Below are 23,856 nucleotides of genomic sequence, written 5' to 3'. Positions count from 1 at the left end.
CCGATTCACCCAATAACAACATCCGCAGGCATTCCCGGTTTAAAAATGTTTTCTGAATTATCCAACTTTACTTTAACCGCAAACACCATATTTGCCCGTTCCCGCTGCGTAATGCTTTGGCGGGGTGTATATTCTGCATTTTGACTGATTTCTTTAATTTTTCCTTGAAAAACACGGTTGGGAAATGAATCGACACGGACAGCAACAATTTGTCCGGTCTTAATACGTCCCAGCTGTTCTGAAGCTACATATACCTTTACCCAGCAATCTCCCATTTCCCCGATAGTGGCAATAGGAGAGCCCACTCCGACATATTCTCCATTTTCAAAATTTTTTGTTAGTACCAACCCATCTGCCGGACAATATATGGTTGTATCAGCCTCCTGCGTCCGGGTTGCTTCAAGAATTGCGCCCGTTCTTTCTACTTCGCGCCGTTGTGCCGCTATTACTTCTGTTCGATTTCCCTCTTGCAGCAGGCTTAGCTTAGCCTGTGCGGATTGCAGTGTGCGATACGCAACATCAGCCGCTGATTTAGAAGCATCCAGCTGCTGCACGGAAATAGCCTCCTGCTGATATAAAACCATATATCTTTGATAATCACTTTGCGTTTTTTCATATACAGCTTGTGCGGATTGAACGTTAGCGGACGCATCTGCCAATTCCTGCGGACGAGGACCATTTTCCAAATCCTGTAATTGTGCTTTAGCTTTATCCAATGCCGCCTCATCTCTCAACAATTGTGCTTTTATATCTGGCCGATCAATCTGCACTACAACTTGACCTTGTTTCAAAGAACTGCCTACATCAAAAGATATGCCTCTGATATACCCGCTGACTTTTGGCATGATATCAGCCTTCGTAACCTCAATTGTTCCCGTAGCTGTAATTTCCTGTCGTGAAGGATTATACAACTTATACATGGCAGTTCCAATCAATACCAATACAAGAAAGATTCCGATAACTATTTTTTTAGGTATGTTTTTTTTCATCACAATTCCTCCTAATTCCATTTAAAAAAATAGAAATAGCTTGCTGTACATACTCTTTTTCATTATCAGCATAATTTTTTAATACAATTTTTCTAACCGGTGTCATGAAAAAATAAAAATTAATAATTCCTGCTAATGACATAACTGCATGTTCAATATTTATATCTTTCTTAAAAATGCCGGCCGAAATACCTTTAGATATCGCTATATATATCGTGTTAAAAGCTTTGCGAATATGTTTTTGAATAATTTGTTCCAAATAAGGAGACGGATGGCTTAATTCCTGATATAAATAAAGCATGATATAAGGATTATGCATATGAATATTTAACACCATCATTGCAAAGCGCTGAATAAATTCCTGCGGCTCCTCCTGTAAAACATCAACCGTGTGAATAGCATCGTCAATTTGTGAAAACAAAACATCTAATACTGCCTCATAAAGCCCTTCTTTTCCGCCAAAGTAATATGAAATTGCGGCACTATTTACATGTGCAGCCTCCGCAATTTCCCGTATAGATACACCCGCATAGCCTTTCGCTGGAAATAAAGGCATAGCCGCTTCAATAAGACGATTCTTTGCATCCTTATCCATTGTTTAACTTCCTCCATTACTTTTATTTTAAATCAATCGTTTGATTTTATTGTAAAATGTTTTTAAATGTTTGTCAATAAAATACAAAAATCCACCCAAATTGGACAGACATCGTCCCCTTTGAGTGGATCCTGTATTATATGCTATCGTTATTTTTTTAAATTTTCTGCTCGTTCCAAAAAGCCACGTAAAATATCACAAGAAGCATTAAAGTTTTGTTGCTCCTGTCCGTCAATTGGTATCTCTAATATCTCTTCAATACCATTTTTGCCAATAACGCAAGGAACACCCGCCGCCACATTCTGTTGTCCGTATTCACCATTCAAAACAGTCGAACAAGGCCATACCAATTTTTGATCATGAAAAATAGCGCTTATAATCATATGTGCCGCATTGGCGATACCAAATTCTGTACATCCTTTACCATCAATTTCAATATCACCCGCTCGTTTAACCTGCACCTGTAAATCATCCAAGCAAATATGCGCCAACTCTTTCTTTTCTTTAAGCAAATCCAAAAAACATTTACCGTTAATAAAAATTCGGGACCACACAATAAAACTGGAATTGCCATGTTCTCCCATGCAGAATCCCTGAATGGAACGACGACTGTATCCCGTAGCATGAGAAATTACCCGCAATAAACGGTATGTTTCCAAACTCGTTCCCGTACAAAAACAACGATGACTTTCCCATTTCATTTGACGACGAATATATTCACAGATAATATCGGCCGGATTGGAAATGCTGACCATAATACCTTTAAAATCAACTTGTTTAAGATGTGAAATAACTTCATCTGCCATTTTAATGGAATCATCAAACATATCCAGCCGAGTTTCACCCGGCCGGCGGCTGCGGCCAAACGCCATTACCAAAATATCAGCATCATTGAGCTCTTCGTATTCTCCCGCACGAATATCCGCATATTTACCACACAACGCACCACTGATTCCATCATCAAGATCCAAAGCCTGAGCTGCTGCTTTTTGCTTATCAATATCAATCAAAACAATATCGTCTGCTTCTCCCGACTGAATTAAAGCCAATGCGACATGAGATCCGACATGCCCTGCCCCAACAATAACAACTTTACGCGTCTGTAACATGGAAAATTCCTCCTCTGATATACACACTAGTTCATTTACACTTATTACTATACCTGTCACTTAAAAAAATAGCAAGAAACAAAATAATATCTGACACTTAGCACATTTTATTTTTAATCAATAATAAAAATGTTATCAATTCTATTCAAAAAATATTATTGTTGAAAATGATTGTATAGGGTACAATGAAATAGTAATTATGTTTCGTTATTTTAGTATGTGAATTATTGAACATAATATAGTGTCCCAACGGAGTGGCATATATCAGAGGAGGAATTACCATGAGATCAGTAAATCAAAGTTCTATATCCAACCCACAAAAGCGGACTAAAAAACGATGGTTTATGCTGATGCTTTTGTTTATTCTTACCGCTATCAATTATCTGGATAGGACAAACATGGCTGTCGCCGCACCAAGCATGAGTGCCGAACTAGGCTTCAGTGCTACCACAATGGGCTTATTATTTTCAGCATTTGCCTGGGCATATGGATTTATGCAAATCCCCGGAGGATTATTTATAGAGCGTTTCGGCTCCCATATCGCCTATACGATATCACTTTTTCTATGGTCGTTATTTACTATAACCATGGGCTTTGGCCGCAGCTTTGCCTCCTTGTTTGGAATTCGTCTAGCAATCGGGGCTGCTGAGGCTCCCGCCTTTCCAACCAATAGCCGTGTTGTGGCCAGTTGGTTCCCCAATCAGGAACGTGCTATGGCAACTGCAATATATACAGCAGGAGAATTTATTGGGCTGGCATTTTTAACACCGGTGTTATTTTGGATTTTAAATACGTATACCTGGCATTACATTTTTTATGTTACTGGTATTATCGGCATTATTGCCAGTGTCTTCTGGTATCTATTATATCGCGAACCCAATGAATGTACTGATGTAAATGAAGCTGAATTAACGTATATTCGTGAAGGCGGCGGTTTGGCAGACGCTGCACCAAAAACATCAAAAATCACGTGGGCACAGCTCATTGATTTATTTAAGCATCGCCAGCTTCTCGGCGTATATTTAGGACAGTTTGCTAATACCAGTACTATGTATTTCTTTTTAACATGGTTTCCGACCTATTTGGTTGTCGCGAAACAAATGCCTATGTTAAAAGCTGGTTTTTATGCTGTCATCCCTTATATAGGTGCTCTTTTCGGAGTGCTTCTTGGCGGCTTTTGGTCAGACTCCATGCTCAAACACGGAGCGAGTCTTTCTAAGGCACGAAAAACTCCTATTATCTGCGGTCTTATTTGTTCTATGACTATTATGGCGGCCAATTACGCAGATTCCTTGGATACCGTTATTGTTATTATGGCTATTGCCTTTTTTGGACAAGGCATGGCCGCTATTGTATGGAGTACTGTCGGTGATATTGCTCCTGCTGATTCAGTAGGAGTTGCAGGCGGCGTCTTTAACTTTATCGGCAATATGGCCGGTATTATTACCCCTATTGTTATCGGCATTATCGTTCAATCAACCGGATCCTTTGTAGGTGCTATGATTTTTATCAGCTGTGTTGCTGCTATCGGCGTATTTTCTTTTATTTTTATTGTAGGAGATATTCACCGCATCAAATCAATAGCTGCTATATCTGAAAAAGAGGCAGACTAAACTATCAATTGTTTGAAAAACAATATACTTGTATGCAGTTTACTGCAAATATAAACGGCACTATCCTACTCATTGGAAAGGATAGTGCCGTATTCGTATTGTAATATAAAAAATATTTTGCATACAAGAAATCCATAGCAAATTTACTGTCCTAACGCATGTACCAGATTATACATATCATTATTAATAGCGAATTTATACTGCTGTGCTGCTTCATAAGGAGTAGCGACTACTTCACAGTGCACAAGTCCAATAATAGCGTTTTCGACTCCATGAATAAGGGAATCTATTGCCTTTTCTGAAAAAACACTTGCCATCATCACATCGCGTGCTGTCGGGGCTCCTCCGCGCTGAATATATCCTAGTACTGTAAGACTGGGATTCATATTCGCAGTATTTTCTTTAATGTATTGGTATACTTCCTCTCCCGTCATAGCCCCCTCGGCTACAATAATAATACTGCTTGTTTTTCCTTGCTGATGCGATGCGACTAATCGTTTTTTTATTTCCGGCAATGTAATATTTTTTTCAGGAACAAGTACAATTTCAGCCCCACAGGCAATGCCTGCGTGCAATGCAATAAATCCAGCTTGTCGTCCCATTACTTCAACAATAGCTACCCGATCATGGGAAAATGCTGTATCCCGAATGCGATTAACTGCATCAAGAACAGTATTCACGGCTGTATCAAACCCAATTGTATATTCGGTTCCAGCCATATCATTATCAATTGTCCCCGGAATGGTAATGGTAGGCATCCCAAGCTTCCCCAAACATTCGGCTCCTTTCATAGAGCCATCTCCACCGATAACGACTAATCCATCTACCCCTTTAGAACGCAAATATTGTATTCCCCGATGCTGTGCACTAACCTGTTTAAATTCTTCTGAACGTGCTGTTTTTAGCATAGTCCCGCCGCGATGAATAATTTCACCGACAGAACGTCGGTCCAACGGTATACTTTCTTCACGAAGTAATCCCTCATACCCACGCAATATACCTTCTACCGCAATACCTTTGTAAAGTGCATATCGAGTAACCCCGCGAATTACCGCATTCATGCCGGGAGAATCACCACCGCTGGTCAATACCCCGATTTTATGTATCATAACATATAACTTCCTTTCTTTTATATCCTATGAGAACAGTTCAGCATATTTCTCATTTTATGTGCCACCATAGTCCGTATCGCATCACGTCCAGCTCCCAGATAACTACGTGGATCAAAAGCAGCGGGATTTTCAGCCAATGTTTCTCGAATAGAAGCGGTCATGGCTAACCGCAAATCCGTATCAACGTTAATCTTACACACTCCCATTTTACCTGCTTTTAACAACATTTCCTCCGGTACGCCCTGCGCCCCGGGAATTTTTCCTCCATATAAATTGCATTTCTCTACAAATTCAGGAATAACCGTCGATGCTCCGTGAAGAACAAGCGGAAATCCCGATAAAAGCTGCGATATTTTTTCCAACCGCTGGAAATCAAGTTGCGGGGTGCCTTTGAATTTATAAGCTCCATGACTGGTTCCTATGGCAATAGCTAATGAATCTATCCCTGTACGTTCCACAAATTCCACTGCCTGTGCCGGATCGGTAAAGGACGCATTTTCAGCAGCTACATTGACATCATCCTCTATACCAGCCAACGTCCCTAGTTCTGCTTCAACAACCGCCCCCTTCGCATGAGCATATGCTGCCACTTTTTGAGTTAATGCAATATTTTCTTCAAAAGTATATTGGGAACCATCAATCATAACAGATGTAAATCCTCCGTCTACACACGCCTTACAAAGTTCAAAGCTATCCCCATGGTCCAAGTGCAAAGCAATGGGTACATCCGGTGCATCGGCAACGGCCCCCTCCACCAATTTAGTAAGATAAATATGTTTGGCATAATTACGAGCTCCGGCAGATACCTGTAAAATAACCGGAGCTTGCTCTTCCCGAGCTGCCTCAATAATACCTTGTATTATTTCCATATTATTAACGTTAAAAGCCCCCACCGCATATTTACCTTCATACGCTTTCGTAAACATTTCCGTTGTCGTGACTAATGGCATATTGTATTCCTCCTATAGGATACTATCTTTTACCCATTTATTTTAAAATTCCAATATAACTTTGACCTGGGGTTCCAGTCTTTTATCTGCATACTCCATCGCTTCTTTCATTTTCTCAATAGGAAAACGCTTAGAGACAAAGCCATCCAGTTTAATCTTGCCATTGGAAATACCATTGATAACCGCTTTAAAATCTTTTCGGGTGTACATATTGGAACCGGCAACATGCAGTTCTTTTACTTGAATAAGGCCAAAAGGTGCCTGCACTTCATTATCCATAACTGCAATTTCAGAAATAATCCCGCCATTTTTTGTTATTTCAGCTGCCTGTCTCATACAAGCTTTATTGCCGAAAGCAAGGAATGTAATATCAACGCCTTTTCCTTTTGTTAATTTCATTACTTCTTCAGTTACAGCATCATGCATACTGTTAAGTGTTATATCCGCACCCATTTCCTTCGCTTTTTCAAGATTAAAATCAACTACATCGATACCTATAATTTTTTCAGGAGCATAACACCCTGCGCTTAAAATGACCCCCAAGCCAATCGTGCCGCAGCCAATGACAGCAATGGTACTATCTCTTCCGACCTCATGAGTTCGTACTGCATGCATTCCTACGGCTAACGGTTCTATCAAAGCCCCTTGTTCAAAACTCACATTAGAAGCCAGCGGTATAACACACTGTTCCGGAACAACAACATATTCTCCAAAAGATCCGCTCCAATACGTAGCTCCGAGAATTTTTTTATCTGCACATAAATTATAATTTCCCGATTCGCACAAATCACAATGACCACAGCCATATTGCGGTTCTGCCGTCACTCGATCCCCTACTTTATATGTCGTTACATCATTCCCTACCTCACAAATAATACCGGCAAATTCATGACCTGACACAAGAGGCGGTACTCGCCAGGCATGTCGGCCATGATATGCATGGACTTCCGATCCACAAATTCCCGTTGCTTTTACTTGAATCTTTACCATATTTCCTGTAGTAATCTGCGGTTCCGGCATATCATTTCTAAACATTGCGGTTAACGGTTTTTCTATATATCCTGCTCGCATACTGTATCCCTCGTTTTCTAATAAAATTTCTACAAAAAAAAATGTCATCAGGAACTGCCCAAGAGCAAATTCCTTAAGAGCAATTCCTGATAACAGCTTACATTACACCCTGCCGTAATTAATCCATATGCTGCCCACCGTTAATATCAATTTCTTCGCCGGTGATATAGGAAGCTTCTTTGGACGCTAAAAATACAATTGTATCGGCAACTTCCTGTGTTTCCCCAGGACGGCCTACCGGGATGCCATCAATAATCTTCTGCGCTTGTTCTTGTGGCAGAGATTTCCAAATCTCAGTATTAATAAGACCGGGGCAAACACTATTTATAGTAACTCCATGTTGGCAAATTTCACGGGACAGGTTTTTAGAGAAAGCCAACACAGCCGCTTTAGATGCTGAATAATGTGCTCCGCCAAAAATGCCGCCGCCGCGCTTGGCCGAAACAGAAGAAAGATTTACGATACGTCCATATCCTGCTTTTACCATTGGTTTCATACAAGCCTGTGTACATAAGAAAAGACCAAACATATTAACATTGAAAACACGTTTAATGTCATCCAGCGTCATATCCTCCACTGTAACCTTTTGAGATATGCCGGCATTATTAATAAGTACATCTAATCGTCCATATGTATCTATAACATGCTTAACCATATTATCTATCGATTCTTTGCTCGTTACATCCAACAAAATTCCTTCTGCTTTTCCGCCTTCATCCTTAATAATTTTAACAGTTTCATCAACACCTGCTTTATTAATGTCGGCAATAATTACCATGCCTCCTTGTTTCGCAAATGTCTTAGCGATAACGCGGCCGATTCCCTTGGGCGAACCTGCCCCTGTAACAATAATAACTTGATCATCAAAATCCAACATTGTAAAGACCTCCTAATACTATATATAATCAGCTAAATTTATTCACCTTACATGCTTTTCCATTAACTAATTTTTAATGAGAAACCGTTGACGTTTGCTGCCCATTTTTTATTTCGTCATGACTTAAGGCTTTACCGGTCTGTTTTACACAAACTGTAACAATAAAAGCACTTGCTATCATACATGCTGCTAAAAATAAGATACCGGCATTAAAAGAACCTGTAGTCGTACTAATATATCCCATTACATACGGGCCTACAAACCCGCCCAAATTGCCCACACTGTTAATAAGCGCTATTCCCGCAGCTGCTGCTGTTCCTGATAAATATGCCGGTGGAATTGCCCAGAAAGGGGAATACGCTCCATAGGCACCCGCTAAAGCAATCGCATACACGATCAATCCTAAAACGACATCAGACTGTGCTGCATATACACTTCCCACCATGCCGATTGCTGAAACTACCAAGCAGACAGCAACATGATACCGACGTTCATTTGTTTTATCTGAATGCAATCCATTAAGATACATAACAATTGCCGCAAATAAATACATTGCTCCAATAATCCAACCAATCGCAGTCGTACTCAAAGAACCGGACATTCCTTTAACCAAAGTCGGCAAGAACATGACAATACCATAATATCCACAAATCCAGGCAAAATACCCGCCTGCTAAAATCAATACATCCCGTTCTTTCAAAGCAGACAAGAAAGATACATGTTTCTTGGCAGCTTTTACTTTTTGTTCTTCCATGACAACATTCAAGAGCCATTCTTTTTCATCTGAATCGAGCCAATGCGCTTCTTCAATCGTATCTGTCAAATAGAAGTAAACGATAATACCTAAAATGAAGGAAGGAATCGCTTCTAAAATAAACAGAGACTGCCAGCCGTGAAGTCCAAATAAATTAATTTGCAGCAAATATGTGGAAATAGGAGATCCAAAAGCACTGGCACTGGGAATCGCAATCATGAAACCAGCAATTGCCTTAGCGTGATGTTTAGTCTGATACCAATTGCTTAAATACCAAGCCATACAGGGAAAGAAACTAGCTTCACAAACCCCCAAAGCAAAACGGACACAATAGAATTGAATATCGGTAGTGACAAACGCCGTCAAGCAAGATACAATCCCCCAAGAAACCATAATGCGGGAAATCCAGCGCCGAGCTCCAAATTTTGTCATAAGAGCTCCGCCTGGCACTTCCAACAGAAAATATCCAAAGAAAAAGATACCGGCACCAAATCCAAAAACAGCACTGGAAAAACCTAAATCCGAATTCATCTGTAATGCCGCAAAACCAATATTTACACGGTCAAGTATAGAAATAGCAAAACATAAAAACAGAAAAGGAATGAGTCGTTTTGTTACCTTTTGTACGGTACGGCTTTCGATAGCAGTAGTATCCATAATTTTCTCCTTTTAAAATCAACACAGATTATAATTTCTTGGCAGTCGCCACAATATCTTCAACCGTTATTCCATTTTTAGCCAAAAGCCGTTCATAGGGTGCAGATTCTCCAAATTGATCGCGAATACCGATTCTTTTCACCTTTCCCTTACCCATTTCGGCCACAACTTCACAAACTGCACTGCCTAATCCATTCAAAATATTATGATCTTCCACAGTAATAATTTTCCCGATATGTTCGATACAATCTTTTACAGCATCCACATCAAGAGGTTTTATCGTATGCATGTCAAGGACTTTTGCCGTTATGCCTTCTTTTGCAAGTTCTTCTGCTGCAGTAATTGCCAATCGTACCGTATCCCCATTTGCAATAATTGCCACATCTTGTCCATCTTTGACTAAATGGGCTTTGCCGATTTCAAATACGGTATCTTCTTCATAAATAACCGGAATCGCATCACGGGTAAAGCGAATATAACATGGACCATGCTTTTCAGCAACTGCTGCCGTTAATTTTTTAGCTGAAATATAATCAGCCGGCATCACAATCGTCATATTAGGAATAGTCCGCAGTACGCCCATATCTTCAATGGCCTGATGGCTGGCCCCATCATTTGCCGGCGTCACCCCGCCATGCGAACAAGCAATTTTAACATTTAAGTTCGGATAACAGATTTCCTGCCGTATCATTTCACACATTCGTAAAGAACCGAATACAGCATATGTTACAACAAACGGAATTTTACCGGTCGTTGCAAGTCCGGCAGCGATACCCGCCGCATTCTGTTCCGCTATTCCAACGTTAACGTGCTGTTTGGGATATGCATTGCCAAATGCCGTAGATTTGCAAGATTTTGCAATATCTACATCTACGATATAAATATTTTTATTTTTTTCACCCAATGCAACTATTTCTTCTCCAAAACCTTCCCTAGTTGCTTTTTTTATTATATCAGCCATTACTGCACGCCTCCTTCTAGTTCTGCTATTGCTTGTTTATATTCCTTATCATTCGGTGCTATTCCATGCCAGCTGCAGCTGTTTTCCATGAATGAAACACCCTTCCCTTTAACGGTATGCGCAAATATGCAATGCGGCTTTTTATTTTTACGCATGCGAATCATGTCTAGCGTATGCACAATTTGTTCCATATCATTGCCATCGATTTCATATACATCAAAACCAAAAGCTCCAAATTTTTTGCCAAGATCAATATTAGGCATAACTTCGTCCGTCGTTCCATCAATCTGAAGATTATTATTATCAACAAACACAATCAAATTATCTAATTCATATTTATGTGCCGTCTGGCAGGCTTCCCAAATTTCACCTTCCTGGCATTCTCCATCCCCTACTGCTACAAAAACCCGATAGTCCTTGTCTTCATTTTTGGCAGCAATAGCCATTCCTACAGCACAAGCCAAGCCTTGTCCCAATGATCCTGTAGAAATATCGATGCCGGGACATTTTTTCATATCCGGATGCCCTTGCAGTTTAGAACCTTCCTGCCGAAGAGTATGTAAATCTGCTTCCGGGAAATAGCCCAGCGTACCTAATGCAGCATACTGAATAGGACAGACATGTCCTTTGGATAATACAAAACGATCACGATCCACCCACTGCGGATTTTGGGGATCAATGTTCATTTCCCTAAAATAACAAGCTGCAACATAATCTGCTACAGATAATGAGCCGCCAGGATGGCCTGACTGTGCTTCATAAATCATCGTAACAGCTTTTTTGCGTAACTCATTAGCAATTTGCTGCAACTCTTTGACACTTGTGTTTTTCATGAATAATCACCTCATATTAAATTAATTGCCGATAAAAGCATCCTCTATATGTTCAATGCTCAACGTAGGATGTTTAATACACTGCAATCATATCATCCAGAAATGCGCCTGTCAATGAGTTTTTATAAATTCATTTATGATAAATAAGCATCTATATTGACTGTTTATATGCAAAAAAAAAGCGCGAAAAAACTTCCGCACTTTAGTAGTTAAGCTATTTAAACGGCTTATCCGTCTAATGCTCCTTCGTCATAGAAATAACTCTGTCTGATAATATGTTCCGCATTCTGGATATCCTTATTCTTAATGACGTTAAGTACCTCGACATGCGTTTTATATAATTCTTCTGCACTTTTCTCAGAACGCAGCATATGCGTAATCGTTTTATACCGTAATGACGTTGTTAATAATCTGGTTATATGACATATTTTCCCGAATAATGAGTTATGCGTAATAAGAGCTAATGTTTCATGAAATTCATCATCCGCTAAAAATATACCTTCAAAATTATTGTCTTCAAATTGTTTTTTTAAATTTACTAAACATTTTTCCAGTAGTTCAATATCAGAGGGTGTCGCTTTATCTATTGCTAATCGCAGCATACCAAAATCATTCCATTCCCGCAATTCCATTAAAGAATCCATAGACCCTACATCATCCAGAATAATCCCATATAATAATGGATTAATCATCGCATCCGTAAATCCGTTCGTCACAAAAGTTCCCTCTGGTCTGCGAATTTCCAACACACCAAAGGAGACAAGAATTTTAATCGCCTCCCGTACAGAATTTCTGGCTGCACCAAAAGTCGCGGCTAATTCCTGCTCCGTCGGGATCTTATCTCCTGGTCGTAATTCTTTATTGATTAATGCCTGCGTCAAACGATCAACCACCTGCTGTACGACCGATTTAGTTTTTATAGGCTTCAAATATTTCTGTGTTAGTTCCCCCATAATGATAATCTCCTTAGGCAATGCCGCTTTAATTTTACAGTGTATTGTATACATAAAAACAATACCATATGATACACTTTTCGCTTAACATATGTACCTGATATTATTTCATATATAATTCCAGAACTTCTCCAATATACATACGATGCCAGCCTTCTGCTGCATACGACTTAAAAACTCGTTCATCTATGACAGATTCAGGTTTTAAATCTTGAGCATATAATTTTTTGCATACAATTCCCCATTCTGCTTCAGCAATGAATGGTGCATTTTCGATTCCATATTGAAGTGTTAATCCGCATTGTTGAAACTTATCCACGTCGCGTCCGCTATGAATACCACAGTACGTCACCTTATCATGCAGTTCTCTGGGTAATACACTAATTGTAAAATACTGATATTTTTCTATAAAGTTAAAGGTATAACGAGACTGTCGCACATAAACATTGCATGATGGCAAGTTCCACATGCGTCCTAATCCGCACCAGCCAATGGTCATCGTATTGCTGTTACTCTTGTCCCCTGCCGTAAGAAGTGCATTTTGTGTACCAAATACAGAAAATACTTCTGGTGTAAGCACATTCAAATCCACTTTTTGTAAGGCCATGAAAAATCTCTCCTCCCTATGTATCTTCAATTATTCGTTTATATTATTATACTATATTTTTCCCTGTTTAGACAATGTGTGAATTTTCACAAATAAAATTTTATGAAAAGTATAGTAATAATTTGTATGATATTGTCAAAACCGCTTATATCTTAACCAAATATCAACATAGTACCCCCAAATATGGGAACTGCGACCATCGCTATTTTAAGCAGCATAGGATTGGCCCGTCTGGTAAATTTTGCTCCAATATAGGCGCCAGCCATAAGACCGATTACTACTTTAACAAATAAATTAAAATCCAATAATCCAGAAGTCATATATCCAAATCCTCCCATAACCGCAATAGGCAAAATGACCAACATAGTCGTTCCCACCGCTTCAATCATAGATAGTCCAAAAAAAATCATCAATGTCAATTGAATAAAAGGAGTTGCTCCAATACCAAATGTTCCTGACAAAACACCGTTAAAAATCCCGGCAATACCTGCCATCAACCAAAACTTTTTCCCCCGGGTCAGTGTATGCGGACTAATAAGGGAAAAAATACCACTATGGGGATAAAATACTTTTAAATATACTAAAACAGCAGTAATGTATAATATTGCTCCTGTTAGAAAATGCATCTGCGCCCCTGGAATTGCCGCTGATATTTTAGCTCCGGCAAAAGCACCAAATGCTCCAAAAAAACCGACGGCTATTCCACTTTTTAATACCACATTGCCTTCTCTGTAATGACTATAGGCACCAGACAATGTAGTAAATGCCATGGCACTGAGAGAGGTGCCTAAAGACACATGAATAGGTATACCAAAAACTACAGTAAGAATCGCAATAACCACCCCGGCTCCTCCGGCGCCGACAAATCCCAAAAAACATCCCATAATAAATAAGATCAATAATATTTCCATGACAAAACTTCCTTTCATACAGTAATGGTAAATTATCAGCCAAGCATCCACGTATTTCCTTCTGCTGCCATCTGCCTCTGTAAATTACATAGAATTTCATACGTATCTCGAATTAATAAACAAAATAAGGACGTATCCGTATTTTGTTTATTTCCTGTTTTTTTTTGCATGCGCATCCACTTACTCATCATACTATCTGCCTCCTCTCTGATTCCCTATATATGTTTAAGTTACACAAGAGTCTTTCTTTTAAAATTCTTCTTTTCTTTTATTATAGACTTCTTGCTTATCATTGAAAAACTAAATTTTTTTATTTTTAGCCATAGAGGATACCTATATGCTTTAAATTTAAGTGTTAGAACTATTTATATGTTATAATAAAAGTAATTATCTCGCACAGAAGGGTATTATTTTATGAACGAAAAAGATTGGGAATTACTCAACATGCTTCACGAAGAACGAAGCATTACAAAAACAGCCAAACGATTATTTTTTACTCAACCTACAATAAGTGCAAAAATCAAACAAATAGAAAAAGAAATGGGCTGTAACATTGTCATTCGCAGTGTACGCGGCATTAGTTTTACACCGGAAGGAGAGCTTTTATGCCAATTTTCCAGGCGTTATTTACAGGACTTTCGTCAAATAAAACATGCTATTCAGCCAAAAACAACGGATATTATGGGAACATTAAATATCGGTTGTGCTAGTATTTATGCAAAGTATAAACTAGGTGATATACTAAACGATTTTTGTCACGATCACTCTGTTGTCAATGTCCGTCTGCACACCGATCTAAGCCAAAATATTTATGATAAACTTTGCGGCGGTACCATTCAAATGGGAATTATCCGCGGAGACTATCCTTGGTCTGGACCTAAATTTTTATTGCGCAGAGATCCCTACTGTATCATTAATGCTACTCCTATTGATTTGAAAAAACTCCCGCAAATTCCTATGATTTACCGCCAGGCAGACCGACCGCTGCAATCGTCGCTTCATGATTGGTGGACCAGCAACTTTAATCAATTGCCCCATACTCGTATCGAGGTCAATAGCCTTGATTTATGTATGCAAATGGTCTGCAGTGGATTAGGCTATACTCTGCTAGCTCCTTCCGGAGCAATCCCAACGCTTTGGAGCAAAAATCTATGTGATAGAAATAACCAGCCGCTCATACGGCATACTTGGCTGTATCTCAATGAACAATGTAAAGATAACAACGTTGTAAAAACATTTTGCAGCTATCTGCTTGATAGAGAAAAAAAAGAAAACATATAACTGTTTTCTTTGTATTTTTATATATTTGATTACGTATAATCAGCATTTTTTGCTTTATCCTATAGGTAATGATAAAATAAAGATATTCGGGAGGATTTTTAATATGGATAATGAAATGAAACTAGCCGTACTAATTGATGCAGAAAACATATCTGGAGCTTACATTGATATAATTTTATCAGAAGCTAACGGTATTGGCGACGTAATTTACAAACGAATCTACGGCAATTGGACCACATCACAGATGGCTTCATGGAAAAATACAATTTTGGATAATGCCATTCAACCTATCCAGCAATACAGTAATACGACAAAGAAAAACTCTTCCGATTCGGCATTAATTATTGATGCCATGGATTTATTGTATCAAAACAACTTGGATGGATTTTGCATCGTCTCCTCAGACAGTGATTTTACCCGTCTGGCATCTCGGTTAAGGGAATCGCAAAAATACGTAATCGGCATGGGAGAAAGCAAAACTCCTCGTTCTTTTATTTCTGCATGCAATAAATTTCTTTATCTGGATGTATTGCTTACACAAACCCAAGAAACGACGGTGGAGGAAGAAGAACACACCGCACTTGCCCCTAAAACTTGTATATCCCATATGGATAAAAGCGTTCCCTCCCATACTGACGATATTATAAACGAGTTTTCCCCAGACACGACCTCCGGAAAAGATATCAAAACCATAAAACAAGCATTAATTAAATTAACAGAAGAAAACTCTGATGATAATGGGTGGATTTTTTCCGGAACTTTAGGAAATTTGCTGAATAAACAGTTTTCCGATTTTGATGTCCGTAATTTTGGTTATAAAAAATTTGTTCCTTTTATCGAATCGTTAAAAATGTTTGAAGTCAATACAATTACTGACACTAAAAACGAAACTGTCAAACACAATTATTTTAGATTAAAGCCCTTGCCGCGACAGCGCTCTCACATGATACACCGCCGCAATAACCGAAATAAATAACACTATAGTTACATACCGGATAGGCTTTTCCCTATCCGGTTTTGCATATCTGTCATTCTTATTGTAAAATATAATTAAATATTAATCTCACGAAAGGAAATATACCATTATGGTCAATAATGCGGTCAGAGAAACCTTAGACACCTTGAATAATTTAAAACCCAATACAACCATCGCTTTGTCGGTTGACTTAGCTAACGAAAATCTCAACAGCATTTGCTGTATCGCTGTTGCATGGATCAGCGGCGGTAATGTCCGAGGCATTTATTATTATGCTAAGCCTCCCACAGACGATTTCAGCGCTTCCCGCAAAGTAACGGCAGTAATGGTTCAGGACAGTGATACCTTTGATGTCGTATGGGATCGTGATATTCGCCCTTTACTTAGACATCCTACCTTATCGGCATATAAATCAGAACCTTTATTCCTGTCCATAAAAGCCAGTTATGAACAATCCGGAAAAACTTTTGCCGACAATGACTTCTTCGTTCGTGACTTATCCATTTTAGCACGTACTTATTTGCCAAATCTGGGAAATGATTCTTTATTATCAATTACACATAAAATGGATATTAATGTAGATTTAGACAGCTGCCTAAGCCGGGCCATGGCCTGTGTATGTGCAGTGGACTGGATTCAGTCAGCATATCCTGTCAATGATTACGGCATCCCCTTAGCCATCATACTGGGTTTAGTATCAGATATGCCTGCCAAGAAACCCCATCGTGGCTTTTATCTGGAAAAAAATTCAGCTCAAACACCCCGCAATCCGTATATTTTCCGTAATCCGTATATAGGTCTTGGTGTTTTTCTAATCGTTTCTGCTATCAGCATGGGATATTATATGTTCATGCAAAATGAATTAATCAATGCGCCTGCATCAAGTATCGTTGAACAAGCTGCGCCCCCTGTATATGACACCAACCAAACATACTATATGGAAAGCGGGACATATATCATTCTTGATGCAAAAGACTTAAACAGCATACATATTACATCAAAAGAAAAAATGCAGGATACACTGCGCACAATGGTAAAAGAAGGAAAAGTTATCATCTTTTCGTCCCGGACTGCCGTTAAGGTTACCGGGAAACCATTAGACAACGGATTTGTCCCTGTTACCATTGCCGACGGGAGCAGTACAACAGCCAGCGGTTATGCCCCATTCCAAATGATCGAAAAAAAATAAAATGAGTATTAAAATAAGAGGAGGCACCATGACCCCCTCTTATTTTAATACTCATTTATTCTTTCCAATATACATCATACTTTTTAAGCAGTAATGCCGGCTTATATGAAAGTTTTGCTTTACGCAAATTTTCCAGCCCCAAATCTTCTTCTCTGTTGATATATACCAAATCCTTGTATTTTTCTAACAAAAATCGTACAAATTCCCGGTTAATCATCGTGTAGCTGCCATCATATGCTGTTTCTGCTTTTTCAAAACGCACATCAAATCCCTGTCGTCCTACTTTTTCGCCCATGGTAAAAGCTACCGGCTGATTCCCAACAAATAAAATACCTCCGTCCAGATTTAATTCATCATAAGCTGCAAAAGATTTCTTAATAGCTTCCGGTTCAGCAGTCTGTTCGCTCGTCGTTACTGTCTGCCGAGTTGTTTCCCACTGTTCCAGCAAGGATAAACAATCCTGAACATGGTCGGCCGTCAATATTTCAAATCTCCAATCCGGATATCGCTTCATAAATTGATTACAATGATTGCGTTTGCCGTGAAGTTTATTACCTGCTAATTGAGCCAGCGCTTGTGCTTCATAAATATAATCTGCTGTATCTCTTGTCTCGGCAATAGAAAACCGGTCGGGAAATATCTGCTTCAATTGTTCAACTTGTTGTTCTGTAACCCCCCGCATGACAAAAGAAATTTCTGTTTTTTTTGCAGATTGCCACATCGCTAAAATGGCTCCCTGCAAATTGCCGCTTCCCATCGGATAGCCAAATGTAATTTCCTTTTCTGACGTATATCTGGAAATGAGACGACTGCCCATTTTAGCAATTTCTAATCCATAAAAATTCCCCCATAAATACAACGTTCCAAAACAACCAACAGAACTCAGACTGTCTTCTGCCTTTAATAAAGTATCTATCCATTCTTTATCAAATAATTGAAGCTTACGAAAATGCAATTGCAATTTCGGATCACACGTAAACGCTGTATCGTAGTCTGCTGTACGCTGCTGACGCAAAGCATTTGAAAACATAATAACTCCTCCTATCAATCTCTTGACTTTCCTTATTTTGTACATTATTATTGTATCTAGAATAATAAATAATTCAAGTACGCACATTTAAGTATGATACTTACCAGGAGGAAAGTGTAAAATGAATAAAAATTGCATATCCCAAGAAAATTGGGGCAATACAGGATTTAGTTATACTTTATCATTAATCAGCGGCAAGTATAAAATGTCTATTTTATATACATTAGCGGAATTTGGCGTTGTCCGCTTCAATGAAATGAAAAAGTATATTGGCGTCATTTCTTATAAAACTCTCAGTTCTACGCTCAAAGATTTAGAAGCTGACAAACTAGTAAACCGCAAAGAATATCCTCAAATCCCGCCAAAAGTTGAATATTCACTTACTGAACGAGGTAAAACATTGATTCCTATTTTAGAAACACTTTGTGAATGGGGCACAAAAAATAAATTACCCAAATAATAAAAAGCTGTTCAAAAGAACGTATCTCTTTACCTTTTGAACAGCTTTTTATTATTTTTCTGCAGCCGGCAGCAACATGATACTATACCAGTAATTATGTGCCGCTTCCGATCGATTTTTCTATATCATTTAAATTCCCGATTATACATATCACTTTTTTCTAAAAAATCTTCAATTGTATCAAACCCTAACCGTTTTAATAATTCAATAACATAAGGATTTTCCATAGGCGTATCATACTTGGCAGCTGCACCATATGATTGTACATGACTTTTCCCTTTTTCTTTATCGATAATTGCCCGGGGTCCGCCAACACAACCACCAACGCACCCCATCCCTTCAAAAAAATTCCCTTCGCGGTGCCCTTCCAATATATCATTTATTAACGCTTTACATCCAGGAACCCCATCTGCTTTTCGCGTATGAATCGAAATAGGCCGATTGGGATTCAATTTTTCCACCGTTTTTTGCACTGCCTCACTAACACCACCGGCATATGCATAACTAATGCCCGCACGAGAAGCATGCTGGCGATCATCTTCTGCCAAAGATGCAAGATCAATATCAGAAGCTTCCAGCAAATCCCTTAACTCTTGATATGTCAGAACATAATCAATTGCATCAGCAATATCCGGCTCACGCCGTTCAGCCTTTTTTGCCAGACAAGGTCCGATAAAAACAGTCTTAGCCTGAGGATGAAGCGCCTTTATGGTTCGTCCGCCGGCAATCATCGGCGATACGGCTCCGGGAACATTAGGAAGTAATTGATGATAGAGTTTTTTTATCATAGCAATCCACATAGGACAGCAGCAACTTGTAAGCTGAAAGTCTGCTTCACTATTAATATTTTTATCAAACTCCAACGCCTCTTTTAACGTCAATATATCTGCAAAGATGGCCACTTCAATCATGCCTGCAAATCCCAACTGTTTCAAGGCGGTACGCAGTTTCCCTGAAGTAATATCATCACCAAACTGTCCTGAAAACGCCGGTGCTATCAATGCATACACCGGACCTTGATATGTATGCAGCGTTTCCACTACCGGCATAATATCCTTGCTGGGAGTAAGATTATGAAGCTTACATTCATCAATACACGCCTGGCAGCCTACGCATTGTTTATCATCAATAGAAATTCCCTTTTCGGGATCAGATGTAATAGCTCCAAACTCACAAACTGACATGCATGAACTTTTTCCATTTTTGGCACAGTCACAAGATTCCGTCCTCCATACTAAAGGATGGGCCTCCGGATGAAGAAGGCAATCTAACTGATCCTCATCAGCATCTTCTGGAACAGTATAGTCTTCACCAGTTACAGCATTTTGCAGCATTTTTTTGTATAACTCATCTAGCGAACTCATATAATCCCTTCCTTTCCATTGTACACGATCCGCGAACTCCAGACCTTCAAAACATTATCCACCTATCATGATAATGCTGCATAAATAGAGTAAAAACAGGCAATATACAATAAAACAAATACCAGTCTGCGAAAAATAACAACGGGAACATGCGGAAAAATAATATGCCCCAATCCCAGTCCCATAAATAACCCCGGCAAAAGATACAATACATGTTGTCCCGCATAAAAAAAATCAGTTCCACTCAAATAAAAAGCTAAAAATGAAAATATATTCCCAAAGAAAAAATATAATATAGATGTTCCCCTCATCATTTTAGGAGTCATATTCATATGTGTCGTATACAATATGAGAGGTATTCCCCCCATCCCTGTCGTTGTATAAAAAAATCCGGATAATACACCTGTCATAAGTGATTTTTTTTTCGTTTTCTGAAAATGCAATCGTAAAAAATGAGAAATAACCAGAAATGCCAAGATAGCTAAACTGATCAAGATTTTCAGCATAGCGTTGGAAACCCCATGATAAAAAAACAACCCTACCGGTAATCCTGCCACAGCCCCCATGACCAGATGTCGTACAAGTCTAACATCCGCATCTTTGTATACTAATCCCGTTTGCAGTGTATTAGAACATATAGCAACAAGAAGCGTAATAAGTATAGTTTCTTTGGCTGCAAAAAAAAGCATCAGCATCGGCGCCGCCAGTATAACCAATCCAAAGCCGGTAATAGCCTGCACAAAAGCTGCAAAAAAAACGACAAATAACGGCTGTAGATTTTCCGGCTGCAGTAAAGCAGATACATATTCCATTCAAATTCCATCCTTATGTCATTCTAATATATTATGTTTTCAGTATATAATAACATAACAACTATGTCTATTAAGTAATATAGGAAAATTCAGAACAAATAGCAACTTTATCTTCTTTGATTGCCGCTGATAGTTTCATCAGACCATTACGTGATATAACAAAATCAACATGGCGACAAGACAAATTATTAATCCATATATTCCCATAGTAAAGCGTTTTTTACGTTTTTGAAATTCACTATATTCCATATTATTAACACTGGCAAAACAATGTTGACACATAATCTTTTGTTCTCCCGTTTTTTTATTTTTTTGATATAACGGTTTTTGATTTTTAGGAATTTTTTTACCGCAAAATTCACATACTTGTTTTTCATCCATTATAGTGCCTCCCACGATATTTTTGTATTTTTCTATATTTTAACACACATTATAATAAAATTTAAAATTAACCTTTGCTCAGATTCCAAGCAAAGGTTAAAAAATTTTATATTCTATATAGAATTAATACTATGTATTAGATCGACGCCAAATTTTTTGCTGTTCCGCTGCTTTGATCAAGTCTTCACGAAAATCAGGATGCGCTATATTAATAATCGCTTCTGCGCGCTGCCATGTTGTTAATCCTGAAAGGTTGGCCGCGCCATATTCAGTAACCATATAGGGTGCCTGCGTTCTGGGCGTTGTAATGATATCACCTTGCGTAAATTTAGGCAAAATACGAGAATGTTTAATTCCTTTTTTATCTGTAAAAGTAGATGCCATCGCTAAAAAAGCCATTCCGTGTTCTGCTCGATATGCTCCTGTAACAAAATCCAGCTGTCCGCCAGTGCCACTAATTTGCCGTGTACCTGCTGATTCCGAACAAACCTGGCCGTATAAGTCCATTGCTATACAGCTATTAATCGACACAAAATCAGAAAACTGTGAAATAGTATAGGGGTTATTGACATAACTCATAGGTGCAGAAATAATATCTTGATTATGATCCAGAAAGTCATACAATTCCCGCGAGCCATTGCAAATAGAAAATACCCCCTTTCTTCTCTGCAGTTCTTTTTTCCTATTAGTAATTTTTCCAGACTTATATAAAGTAAGATATCCATCGCTCATCAATTCCGTATGCATTCCTATATCTTTTAAATCTGATGCGGCAATGAGCGTTCCCAAAGCATTGGGCATCCCGCCAATTCCCAATTGCAGCGTGATTCCGTCATGTAAATATGGAAAAATCAGATTGGCAATTTGTTTATCTATAACCGTTGCACTGGGACTGCTGACCGTAGGAATTTCTGCATGGCCTTCCACTACTGCGTCCACATCAGAAATATGGATATGATCTGCCTCCATGCCACAGATATACGGCATCTGGGAATTCACTTCAAGAATAATCCGATCTGCCGCTTCCAAAATAGCTTGCTGGCAGCAATTCGTTAATCCAAAATTAAAATTTCCCTGCCTATCCATAGGAGTTACAGATATCATTGCCACATTGACCGGAGCAAATCCTTTTTGATAATATGATCCGCAATCCCGGAAAAGCATCGGAATATGGTATGCCCGTCCTTCGTCAATATATTTTCTATCAATTCCCGAACAATGCCATGCATTGTAAGTAAACGCTGCCCCCTGAGGATCCTGTTCAACGGTCTGTACCGGCCGCATACTGATGGCATTACGAATTTTCACGTCTCTTAATTCAGTATGACGGGCAGCGAGCGCTGCATCTAGGGCCGTCGGAAAAGAACAAGTTTGGCTATAATCAACCCAATCGCCATTTTTTACGATTTTCACTGCGTCTTCTGGTGTCTGAAGTTTTTGTTGATATTCCTTCAAAACATTCACGTTGATTCCTCCTAACAAATGAATCCCGTTATTCCACTGACACCTGAGGCGCATACTAAATAATTACAAAAACATTCATAAAAGCCCCATTTACATTCATCAGTGTTGAATACGAACCGATGTCAATTAACACACTCTATTTCACATTTTACTTTAATGCCGGATCCGGTATCCCATTCTCAGCAAAAGCCTTTGCTCGGTCAATACAAGTACCACATACACCGCAAGGACGAGTACCTCCTTCATAACAGCTCCATGTCAATTCGTAGGGTGCATGAAGACGCAGCCCCATCCGGACAACTTCTGTTTTTGTAAAATTAAGCAGCGGTGCCTCTAAACAACAAGTATGCCCCGATCCTTCATAAATAGCAGTATTCATCGCTGTTTCAAACGCAGGAGTACAATCCGGATACGCTCGTCCTGCCGCATCATCCGCATGTGCGCCATAATAAATAACATTCGCACCAACACTAATAGCTGCCGCTGCCGCATAAGATAAAAATAATCCGTTGCGAAAAGGAACATATGTATCTACCGTACCAGTCCCACCCAATTCTTCAAGCTGTTCTGCATACGATTCATGTTTAATTTTCTTATGACTTTGCTGCAACAACGGACAATCACTTAAAGAAAACGCTTGTGACAAATCGCTCTCCTGAAGTTGTACATCGTAATAATATGCCACTTTATGGGATGCTTCTATTTCCTTAACATGTTTTTGATTATAATGCATAGTCAAGGCCAACACTTCATTCTTCGTATACTTTTCTACCGCCAGCGCTAAACACGTCGTCGAATCAATTCCTCCGCTTAACAGTACAACTGCTTTCATTTTTGTCCCTCCTAGTAAAAAATATCCTATTAAGAATTATACTTCATTTTTTATTATGCAGCTACCAGCAATGAA

Annotated in this window: 25 protein-coding genes; 5 read left to right on the top strand and 20 right to left on the bottom strand. The window is 38.9% G+C overall.

Features of this window, described 5'->3' with window-relative positions; genetic code table 11:
* Window positions 1-5: 5 nt before the first annotated feature.
* From BLR11_RS01765 to BLR11_RS01755, 3 genes are all read right to left on the bottom strand, one after another.
* A complete protein-coding gene (locus tag BLR11_RS01765) occupies window positions 6-989 on the bottom strand; it encodes an HlyD family secretion protein (RefSeq protein WP_091647652.1) in 984 nt (327 codons plus the stop codon).
* Window positions 970-1,584 carry a TetR/AcrR family transcriptional regulator gene (locus tag BLR11_RS01760; RefSeq protein ID WP_091647650.1) on the bottom strand — a complete coding sequence of 205 codons (615 nt, stop codon included), beginning with the start codon at window positions 1,582-1,584 and terminating at the stop codon, window positions 970-972. The genes BLR11_RS01765 and BLR11_RS01760 overlap by 20 nt, the downstream gene beginning before the upstream one ends.
* 149 nt (window positions 1,585-1,733) lie before the next feature.
* Window positions 1,734-2,693: an L-lactate dehydrogenase gene (locus tag BLR11_RS01755; protein ID WP_091647648.1), complete on the bottom strand. Its 960-nt coding sequence runs from the start codon at window positions 2,691-2,693 to the stop codon at window positions 1,734-1,736.
* A 281-nt stretch (window positions 2,694-2,974) separates the two neighbouring features.
* Here BLR11_RS01755 and BLR11_RS01750 point away from each other — a divergent pair, with 281 nt between their 5' ends.
* Window positions 2,975-4,306: an MFS transporter gene (locus tag BLR11_RS01750; protein ID WP_091647646.1), complete on the top strand. Its 1,332-nt coding sequence runs from the start codon at window positions 2,975-2,977 to the stop codon at window positions 4,304-4,306.
* Window positions 4,307-4,449: 143 nt separating this feature from the next.
* On the opposite strand, the gene BLR11_RS01745 is transcribed toward BLR11_RS01750, so the two are convergent.
* The 11 genes from BLR11_RS01745 to BLR11_RS14080 all read right to left on the bottom strand — a co-directional run bounded on the left by BLR11_RS01745 (window position 4,450) and on the right by BLR11_RS14080 (window position 14,183).
* Complete coding sequence (locus BLR11_RS01745) at window positions 4,450-5,415, bottom strand: ATP-dependent 6-phosphofructokinase (protein WP_091647645.1); 966 nt, start codon at window positions 5,413-5,415, stop codon at window positions 4,450-4,452.
* Window positions 5,416-5,435: 20 nt separating this feature from the next.
* Window positions 5,436-6,368: a class II fructose-1,6-bisphosphate aldolase gene (fba, locus tag BLR11_RS01740; protein WP_091647643.1), complete on the bottom strand. Its 933-nt coding sequence runs from the start codon at window positions 6,366-6,368 to the stop codon at window positions 5,436-5,438.
* 42 nt (window positions 6,369-6,410) lie between these two features.
* A complete protein-coding gene (locus BLR11_RS01735; RefSeq protein ID WP_091647746.1) occupies window positions 6,411-7,439 on the bottom strand; it encodes a zinc-dependent alcohol dehydrogenase in 1,029 nt (342 codons plus the stop codon).
* A 118-nt stretch (window positions 7,440-7,557) separates the two neighbouring features.
* Complete coding sequence (locus tag BLR11_RS01730) at window positions 7,558-8,316, bottom strand: SDR family NAD(P)-dependent oxidoreductase (RefSeq protein ID WP_091647641.1); 759 nt, start codon at window positions 8,314-8,316, stop codon at window positions 7,558-7,560.
* Between the two features lie 73 nt (window positions 8,317-8,389).
* A complete protein-coding gene (locus tag BLR11_RS01725; RefSeq protein WP_091647639.1) occupies window positions 8,390-9,727 on the bottom strand; it encodes an MFS transporter in 1,338 nt (445 codons plus the stop codon).
* Window positions 9,728-9,755: 28 nt separating this feature from the next.
* Window positions 9,756-10,688, bottom strand: a complete 933-nt coding sequence (locus tag BLR11_RS01720; RefSeq protein WP_091647637.1) for a transketolase family protein — start codon at window positions 10,686-10,688, stop codon at window positions 9,756-9,758.
* Complete coding sequence (locus tag BLR11_RS01715; RefSeq protein ID WP_091647635.1) at window positions 10,688-11,521, bottom strand: transketolase; 834 nt, start codon at window positions 11,519-11,521, stop codon at window positions 10,688-10,690. The genes BLR11_RS01720 and BLR11_RS01715 overlap by 1 nt, the downstream gene beginning before the upstream one ends.
* A 227-nt stretch (window positions 11,522-11,748) precedes the next feature.
* Window positions 11,749-12,474, bottom strand: coding sequence for a FadR/GntR family transcriptional regulator (locus BLR11_RS01710; protein WP_091647634.1), 726 nt, complete (start codon window positions 12,472-12,474; stop codon window positions 11,749-11,751).
* Window positions 12,475-12,577: 103 nt separating this feature from the next.
* Entirely contained in the window at window positions 12,578-13,081 is a 504-nt protein-coding gene (locus tag BLR11_RS01705) for a flavin reductase family protein (protein WP_091647632.1), read from the bottom strand.
* A gap of 152 nt (window positions 13,082-13,233) precedes the next feature.
* Entirely contained in the window at window positions 13,234-13,992 is a 759-nt protein-coding gene (locus BLR11_RS01700) for a sulfite exporter TauE/SafE family protein (protein ID WP_091647630.1), read from the bottom strand.
* 35 nt (window positions 13,993-14,027) lie between these two features.
* The gene (locus BLR11_RS14080; RefSeq protein WP_176762833.1) at window positions 14,028-14,183 is read right to left on the bottom strand and encodes a hypothetical protein; all 156 of its coding nucleotides are present in this window, start codon (window positions 14,181-14,183) and stop codon (window positions 14,028-14,030) included.
* Window positions 14,184-14,406: 223 nt separating this feature from the next.
* Here BLR11_RS14080 and BLR11_RS01695 point away from each other — a divergent pair, with 223 nt between their 5' ends.
* The 3 genes from BLR11_RS01695 to BLR11_RS01685 all read left to right on the top strand — a co-directional run bounded on the left by BLR11_RS01695 (window position 14,407) and on the right by BLR11_RS01685 (window position 17,438).
* The gene (locus BLR11_RS01695; protein WP_091647628.1) at window positions 14,407-15,273 is read left to right on the top strand and encodes a LysR family transcriptional regulator; all 867 of its coding nucleotides are present in this window, start codon (window positions 14,407-14,409) and stop codon (window positions 15,271-15,273) included.
* A gap of 103 nt (window positions 15,274-15,376) precedes the next feature.
* Window positions 15,377-16,249, top strand: coding sequence for an NYN domain-containing protein (locus tag BLR11_RS01690; protein WP_091647626.1), 873 nt, complete (start codon window positions 15,377-15,379; stop codon window positions 16,247-16,249).
* A gap of 109 nt (window positions 16,250-16,358) precedes the next feature.
* Window positions 16,359-17,438 carry a hypothetical protein gene (locus BLR11_RS01685; protein WP_091647624.1) on the top strand — a complete coding sequence of 360 codons (1,080 nt, stop codon included), beginning with the start codon at window positions 16,359-16,361 and terminating at the stop codon, window positions 17,436-17,438.
* A 55-nt stretch (window positions 17,439-17,493) separates the two neighbouring features.
* Here BLR11_RS01685 and BLR11_RS01680 read toward each other — a convergent pair whose 3' ends face one another.
* Complete coding sequence (locus BLR11_RS01680; protein WP_091647622.1) at window positions 17,494-18,468, bottom strand: DUF2156 domain-containing protein; 975 nt, start codon at window positions 18,466-18,468, stop codon at window positions 17,494-17,496.
* A gap of 121 nt (window positions 18,469-18,589) precedes the next feature.
* Between BLR11_RS01680 and BLR11_RS01675 the strand changes: the two genes are divergently transcribed.
* The gene (locus BLR11_RS01675) at window positions 18,590-18,928 is read left to right on the top strand and encodes a winged helix-turn-helix transcriptional regulator (RefSeq protein WP_091647620.1); all 339 of its coding nucleotides are present in this window, start codon (window positions 18,590-18,592) and stop codon (window positions 18,926-18,928) included.
* A 125-nt stretch (window positions 18,929-19,053) separates the two neighbouring features.
* Here BLR11_RS01675 and BLR11_RS01670 read toward each other — a convergent pair whose 3' ends face one another.
* The 5 genes from BLR11_RS01670 to queC form a co-directional block, all read right to left on the bottom strand.
* Entirely contained in the window at window positions 19,054-20,292 is a 1,239-nt protein-coding gene (locus BLR11_RS01670; protein WP_091647619.1) for a [Fe-Fe] hydrogenase large subunit C-terminal domain-containing protein, read from the bottom strand.
* Between the two features lie 65 nt (window positions 20,293-20,357).
* Window positions 20,358-21,104: a sulfite exporter TauE/SafE family protein gene (locus BLR11_RS01665; protein ID WP_091647617.1), complete on the bottom strand. Its 747-nt coding sequence runs from the start codon at window positions 21,102-21,104 to the stop codon at window positions 20,358-20,360.
* A gap of 138 nt (window positions 21,105-21,242) precedes the next feature.
* Window positions 21,243-21,485, bottom strand: a complete 243-nt coding sequence (locus BLR11_RS01660; protein WP_091647615.1) for a hypothetical protein — start codon at window positions 21,483-21,485, stop codon at window positions 21,243-21,245.
* A gap of 129 nt (window positions 21,486-21,614) precedes the next feature.
* Entirely contained in the window at window positions 21,615-22,949 is a 1,335-nt protein-coding gene (locus tag BLR11_RS01655; RefSeq protein WP_091647613.1) for an acetyl-CoA hydrolase/transferase family protein, read from the bottom strand.
* A gap of 148 nt (window positions 22,950-23,097) precedes the next feature.
* Window positions 23,098-23,781: a 7-cyano-7-deazaguanine synthase QueC gene (gene queC / locus BLR11_RS01650; protein ID WP_091647611.1), complete on the bottom strand. Its 684-nt coding sequence runs from the start codon at window positions 23,779-23,781 to the stop codon at window positions 23,098-23,100.
* Window positions 23,782-23,856: the final 75 nt, after the last annotated feature.

Origin of the sequence: Megasphaera paucivorans, assembly GCF_900103535.1 — a bacterium.
Taxonomy (GTDB): domain Bacteria; phylum Bacillota; class Negativicutes; order Veillonellales; family Megasphaeraceae; genus Megasphaera_A; species Megasphaera_A paucivorans.
Note: the sequence above shows the minus strand (reverse complement) of the source record. Positions and strands in the feature narration are given on the sequence as shown.

Bases quoted from the DNA above. Each gene is read 5' to 3' on its own strand.
- BLR11_RS01700 (WP_091647630.1), bottom strand. From the start codon at position 13,992: ATGGAAATATTATTGATCTTATTTATTATGGGATGTTTTTTGGGATTT.
- BLR11_RS01765 (WP_091647652.1), bottom strand. From the start codon at position 989: ATGAAAAAAAACATACCTAAAAAAATAGTTATCGGAATCTTTCTTGTA.
- BLR11_RS01720 (WP_091647637.1), bottom strand. From the start codon at position 10,688: ATGGCTGATATAATAAAAAAAGCAACTAGGGAAGGTTTTGGAGAAGAA.
- BLR11_RS01760 (WP_091647650.1), bottom strand. From the start codon at position 1,584: ATGGATAAGGATGCAAAGAATCGTCTTATTGAAGCGGCTATGCCTTTA.
- BLR11_RS14080 (WP_176762833.1), bottom strand. From the start codon at position 14,183: ATGATGAGTAAGTGGATGCGCATGCAAAAAAAAACAGGAAATAAACAA.
- BLR11_RS01745 (WP_091647645.1), bottom strand. From the start codon at position 5,415: ATGATACATAAAATCGGGGTATTGACCAGCGGTGGTGATTCTCCCGGC.
- BLR11_RS01665 (WP_091647617.1), bottom strand. From the start codon at position 21,104: ATGGAATATGTATCTGCTTTACTGCAGCCGGAAAATCTACAGCCGTTA.
- BLR11_RS01660 (WP_091647615.1), bottom strand. From the start codon at position 21,485: ATGGATGAAAAACAAGTATGTGAATTTTGCGGTAAAAAAATTCCTAAA.
- BLR11_RS01730 (WP_091647641.1), bottom strand. From the start codon at position 8,316: ATGTTGGATTTTGATGATCAAGTTATTATTGTTACAGGGGCAGGTTCG.
- BLR11_RS01735 (WP_091647746.1), bottom strand. From the start codon at position 7,439: ATGCGAGCAGGATATATAGAAAAACCGTTAACCGCAATGTTTAGAAAT.
- fba (WP_091647643.1), bottom strand. From the start codon at position 6,368: ATGCCATTAGTCACGACAACGGAAATGTTTACGAAAGCGTATGAAGGT.
- BLR11_RS01725 (WP_091647639.1), bottom strand. From the start codon at position 9,727: ATGGATACTACTGCTATCGAAAGCCGTACCGTACAAAAGGTAACAAAA.
- BLR11_RS01690 (WP_091647626.1), top strand. From the start codon at position 15,377: ATGGATAATGAAATGAAACTAGCCGTACTAATTGATGCAGAAAACATA.
- BLR11_RS01755 (WP_091647648.1), bottom strand. From the start codon at position 2,693: ATGTTACAGACGCGTAAAGTTGTTATTGTTGGGGCAGGGCATGTCGGA.
- BLR11_RS01670 (WP_091647619.1), bottom strand. From the start codon at position 20,292: ATGAGTTCGCTAGATGAGTTATACAAAAAAATGCTGCAAAATGCTGTA.
- BLR11_RS01675 (WP_091647620.1), top strand. From the start codon at position 18,590: ATGAATAAAAATTGCATATCCCAAGAAAATTGGGGCAATACAGGATTT.
- BLR11_RS01680 (WP_091647622.1), bottom strand. From the start codon at position 18,468: ATGTTTTCAAATGCTTTGCGTCAGCAGCGTACAGCAGACTACGATACA.
- BLR11_RS01695 (WP_091647628.1), top strand. From the start codon at position 14,407: ATGAACGAAAAAGATTGGGAATTACTCAACATGCTTCACGAAGAACGA.
- queC (WP_091647611.1), bottom strand. From the start codon at position 23,781: ATGAAAGCAGTTGTACTGTTAAGCGGAGGAATTGATTCGACGACGTGT.
- BLR11_RS01715 (WP_091647635.1), bottom strand. From the start codon at position 11,521: ATGAAAAACACAAGTGTCAAAGAGTTGCAGCAAATTGCTAATGAGTTA.
- BLR11_RS01705 (WP_091647632.1), bottom strand. From the start codon at position 13,081: ATGGCCTTACAAAAAGTGGATTTGAATGTGCTTACACCAGAAGTATTT.
- BLR11_RS01685 (WP_091647624.1), top strand. From the start codon at position 16,359: ATGGTCAATAATGCGGTCAGAGAAACCTTAGACACCTTGAATAATTTA.
- BLR11_RS01750 (WP_091647646.1), top strand. From the start codon at position 2,975: ATGAGATCAGTAAATCAAAGTTCTATATCCAACCCACAAAAGCGGACT.
- BLR11_RS01710 (WP_091647634.1), bottom strand. From the start codon at position 12,474: ATGGGGGAACTAACACAGAAATATTTGAAGCCTATAAAAACTAAATCG.